Source organism: Phenylobacterium sp. (assembly GCF_036963605.1).
In the GTDB taxonomy this organism is placed as follows: domain Bacteria; phylum Pseudomonadota; class Alphaproteobacteria; order Caulobacterales; family Caulobacteraceae; genus Phenylobacterium.
Genome location: NZ_JBALUY010000134.1, coordinates 1 through 3,421, shown reverse-complemented (window position 1 = coordinate 3,421; position 3,421 = coordinate 1). Strand labels below are relative to the sequence as shown.

Genomic DNA, 3,421 nt, shown 5'->3' with positions numbered 1-3,421 from the left:
GCGCAGGTCTCGGTCATGCCCCAGCCCTGGCCGGGCTGCGACTTGGGGAAGGTCTCGGACAGGCGGCGAACCAGCTCCGGCGCCGAAGGCGCGCCGCCATAGGCCACGGACTCCAGCGACGAGAGGTCGTAATTCGCCCGGGCCGGATGCTCGATCAGCTGCCAGGCGATGGTCGGCACGCCGCCCGCCGATTGGATCTTCTCGCGCTCGATCAGCTCGAAGGCCCGCACCGCGTCCCACTTGTGCATCATCACCAGCTTGGCGCCGCCGAACAGGCTGGGGTTCAGCACCGCGAAACAGCCGGTGACGTGGAAGAACGGCACCGAGATCAGCGACGAGCGTTGCGGGCCGTCCGGATCAGGCGCCGGGGGCATTTCGCCGCGCCTCAGGAAGCGCCGCGCGCCGGCGGCGCCGGCCGTCAGGATGTTGGAGTTCACGCCGCGATGGGTGCCGAGCGCGCCCTTGGGCTTACCCGTGGTGCCCGAGGTGTAGAAGATGGTGGCGTCGTCATCCTGGTCGATCTCGACGTCCGGCAGCGGCAGGTCGGGTAGATCCCCCCAGCTGTTGGCGCCGCCCAGGACATCCTCAAGCTTGGTCACTTCAGGATGGGCGATCTCGTCGCTTTCCCGCGAGACATAGACCCGGACGAGGTCCTTGCAATTGGGCAGATGCTCGGTCAGGCGCTCATAGCGCTCGGCGTCCAGCACCACGATCTTGGCGCCGGAATCAGTCAGGCCGTACTCCAGCTCCGGTCCGGTCCACCAGGCGTTGAGCGGGGTGACGATGGCGCCCAGCGAGGCGCCGGCATAAAAGGCCACCACCCATTCAGGCAGGTTACGCATAACAATGGCGACCCGGTCGCCCTTGGTCACGCCCTGGCTGGCGAATTCCTTGGCGAGCGTCGCCACGGCGCGGTGGAAGGCCTCGAAGGAGACGCGCTCGTCCTCATAGACCAGGAAGATTCGTTCGCCATGGGCGCGGCCGGCCTCCACGACCGACCGCAGGGACGGCGGCGAGTTCTTCCACGCCTTCATGGTCACGCCGCGCACGGTGACCTCTTCGATCTCCAGCGGGGAGCCCGGCGCGCCCAGGAGGGCGTGAGCGTCGGCGATGGACATGGCTGGCCAGCCAGGAGGCAGGGCGGCCTCGGTCATGGACGTTCTCCTAATGCTTGCGCAGGGCTCACACAGGCCCCGCGTCGTCGTGAGTGAACAAGCATAACCTGGGGCTGGAGGCAAACATGTGTTCGTGGCGATCAGGCCGGGGCTGCGGCGGCGGGCCGCAGGGGTCTGCAAGAGGCCCTTAAGGACGCTTCGCCAACGTAGGCGGCTAGTATCTGGGAGCGTTTTCCATGGACCCCGCCACCGCCGCCCGTCTCGCCGCCCTGGAACGGATGGCTATCCTCGATTCGGCGCCCGATGGGGCGTTTGATTCCCTGGTGGGGCTTACAGCCCAGATTTTCGCCGCACCGATCTGCGCCTTCACTCTGCTCGACGCGGACAGACAGTGGTTCAAGGCGCAGGTGGGACTTAACCTGACGCACACCGACATCGCCTTGTCCTTCTGCGCCCACGCCTTGACGGCGGGTGAAGCGGTGTTCGAGGTGGCGGACGTTCGAAGGCACGCGGGGTTGGCGACCAATCCACTGGTCACGGGCGAGATGGGGTTGCGCTACTATGCCGGGGCGGTGATCCATGCCCCGGAAGGCGAAGCGATCGGCGCCCTCTGCATCTTGGACACCGCACCGCGCCAGCCGATGTCCGCCGCTCAGCGCCAGCAGTTGCGCACCCTCGCCGACGCCGTGGAGGACGCTCTGCGCCTGCGGCGGGAATTGACCCTTCACCGCGAGACCGAGGCCCGCCTCATCCACAGCGAGGCGAGCTATCGGATGCTCTCCGACCACTGCCATGACATTCTGGTTCGTGTCGGGCGCAGCGGACAGATCTCCTATGCATCGCCATCGACCCGCGCGCTCGGCTACGCCCCGGACGAGGTGGTCGGGCGCAGCCTGACGGATTTCGTCCTGCCCACGGCGCGGGAGGCTGTAATGCGGGCGCTCGACCGCCTGTTCGACGCCCCGCCGGCCGACGAGGTGATGCAGTCTCCCTATCCCGTGCTCAGCCGGTCGGGGGACACCGTTTGGCTGGAAGGCGCCTCAAGTCTGGTGCGGGACATGGAGGGACGGGTCACCGAGGTGGTGAGCGTCTACCGCGACGTCACCGCTCAACTCGCCCTTCAGAAGCGACTGGAGGCGGCGGTGGAGGCGAAGGCCGCCTTCCTGGCCAATATGAGCCATGAACTGCGCACGCCGCTAACCAGTATCCTGGGCTTCACCGCCCTGCTGACCCAGACGCCGAACATGCCGCAGGCGGCGACCGACCACGTGGCGCGCATCGCCACTTCCGGCCAGGCCCTGCTGGCTCTGATCAACGATATTCTGGACGTTTCCAAATTGGAGGCCGGCCATATCGAATTGGAGATCGAACCGGCGCATATCCCCGCCCTCGCCCAAGAGGTGCGTGACATCCTGTCGGTCCAGGCCTCGGTAAAGGGCGTCGCCCTGCAGATCACCGACGAGCTTCGGCATCCCGATCGTAAGGTGGATCGTCTGCGCCTGCGCCAGGTGCTATTGAACCTGGTTGGCAATGCGGTCAAGTTCACCGAACAGGGTGCGGTGCGTATCCGCCTCAGCGAAGCCGACGCCGACGCCGGCGATGAGCGAATGCGCATTGAGGTGATCGACAGCGGGCCTGGCATACCCGACGCTCATCGCAAGCGGCTTTTCCAACGCTTCGCGCAGGGCGACTCCAGTGTCACGCGCCGACATGGCGGCTCAGGCCTTGGCTTGGCCATCTGCCGCGAACTGGTGGAGTTGATGGGCGGGCAGATCGGCGCCGAAAGTCACGATCGGCCCGGCGCCTGCTTCTGGCTGGAGATTCCCGCCGCCTCGGCGCCGCCCGAGGTCGCCTCGGCTGCGCCCCCGCCCGCCCAAGCCAGTCCAGATCCCGGCCTGACCGGCCGGGTGCTGATCGTCGACGACCACCCGGTCAATCGGGAACTGGTGCGACTCTTCCTCGCTGGGCCCGAAATCTCTACGGTCGAGGCAGACAACGGCCAGACCGCCATCGAGCGAGCGATGGCCGAGCCCTTCGACCTGATCCTGATGGACGTAAACATGCCGGTGATGGATGGACTGGCCGCATGCAGCGCCATTCGCGCGAGCTGCCCACTTAACGCCGAGACGCCGATTGTCGCCCTCACCGCACAGACCGGGCTCGAGATCGAGGACAAGTGTTTCGCCGCAGGCATGGACGCCGTGTTGTCCAAGCCCATAGCGCACCGCGACCTGTTGGCGCTTGCAGCCCAGGTCATGGGGTCGACGACGAAGGTCAGGATCGCCGCCGCCTGAGGCGGTGGCGAT

The 3,421-nt window shown here is 66.8% G+C and carries 2 protein-coding genes; one reads left to right on the top strand and one right to left on the bottom strand.

The window, feature by feature from the left end; genetic code table 11:
- A partial coding sequence (locus V7702_RS16625; protein WP_335651190.1) for a long-chain fatty acid--CoA ligase occupies positions 1-1,154 on the bottom strand: 1,154 nt, incomplete at its 3' end.
- A gap of 197 nt (positions 1,155-1,351) precedes the next feature.
- On the opposite strand from V7702_RS16625, the gene V7702_RS16620 reads away from it, so the two are divergent.
- Entirely contained in the window at positions 1,352-3,409 is a 2,058-nt protein-coding gene (locus V7702_RS16620) for a hybrid sensor histidine kinase/response regulator (protein ID WP_335651189.1), read from the top strand.
- Positions 3,410-3,421 lie beyond the last annotated feature (12 nt).

Bases quoted from the DNA above. Each gene is read 5' to 3' on its own strand.
- V7702_RS16620 (WP_335651189.1), top strand. From the start codon at position 1,352: ATGGACCCCGCCACCGCCGCCCGTCTCGCCGCCCTGGAACGGATGGCT.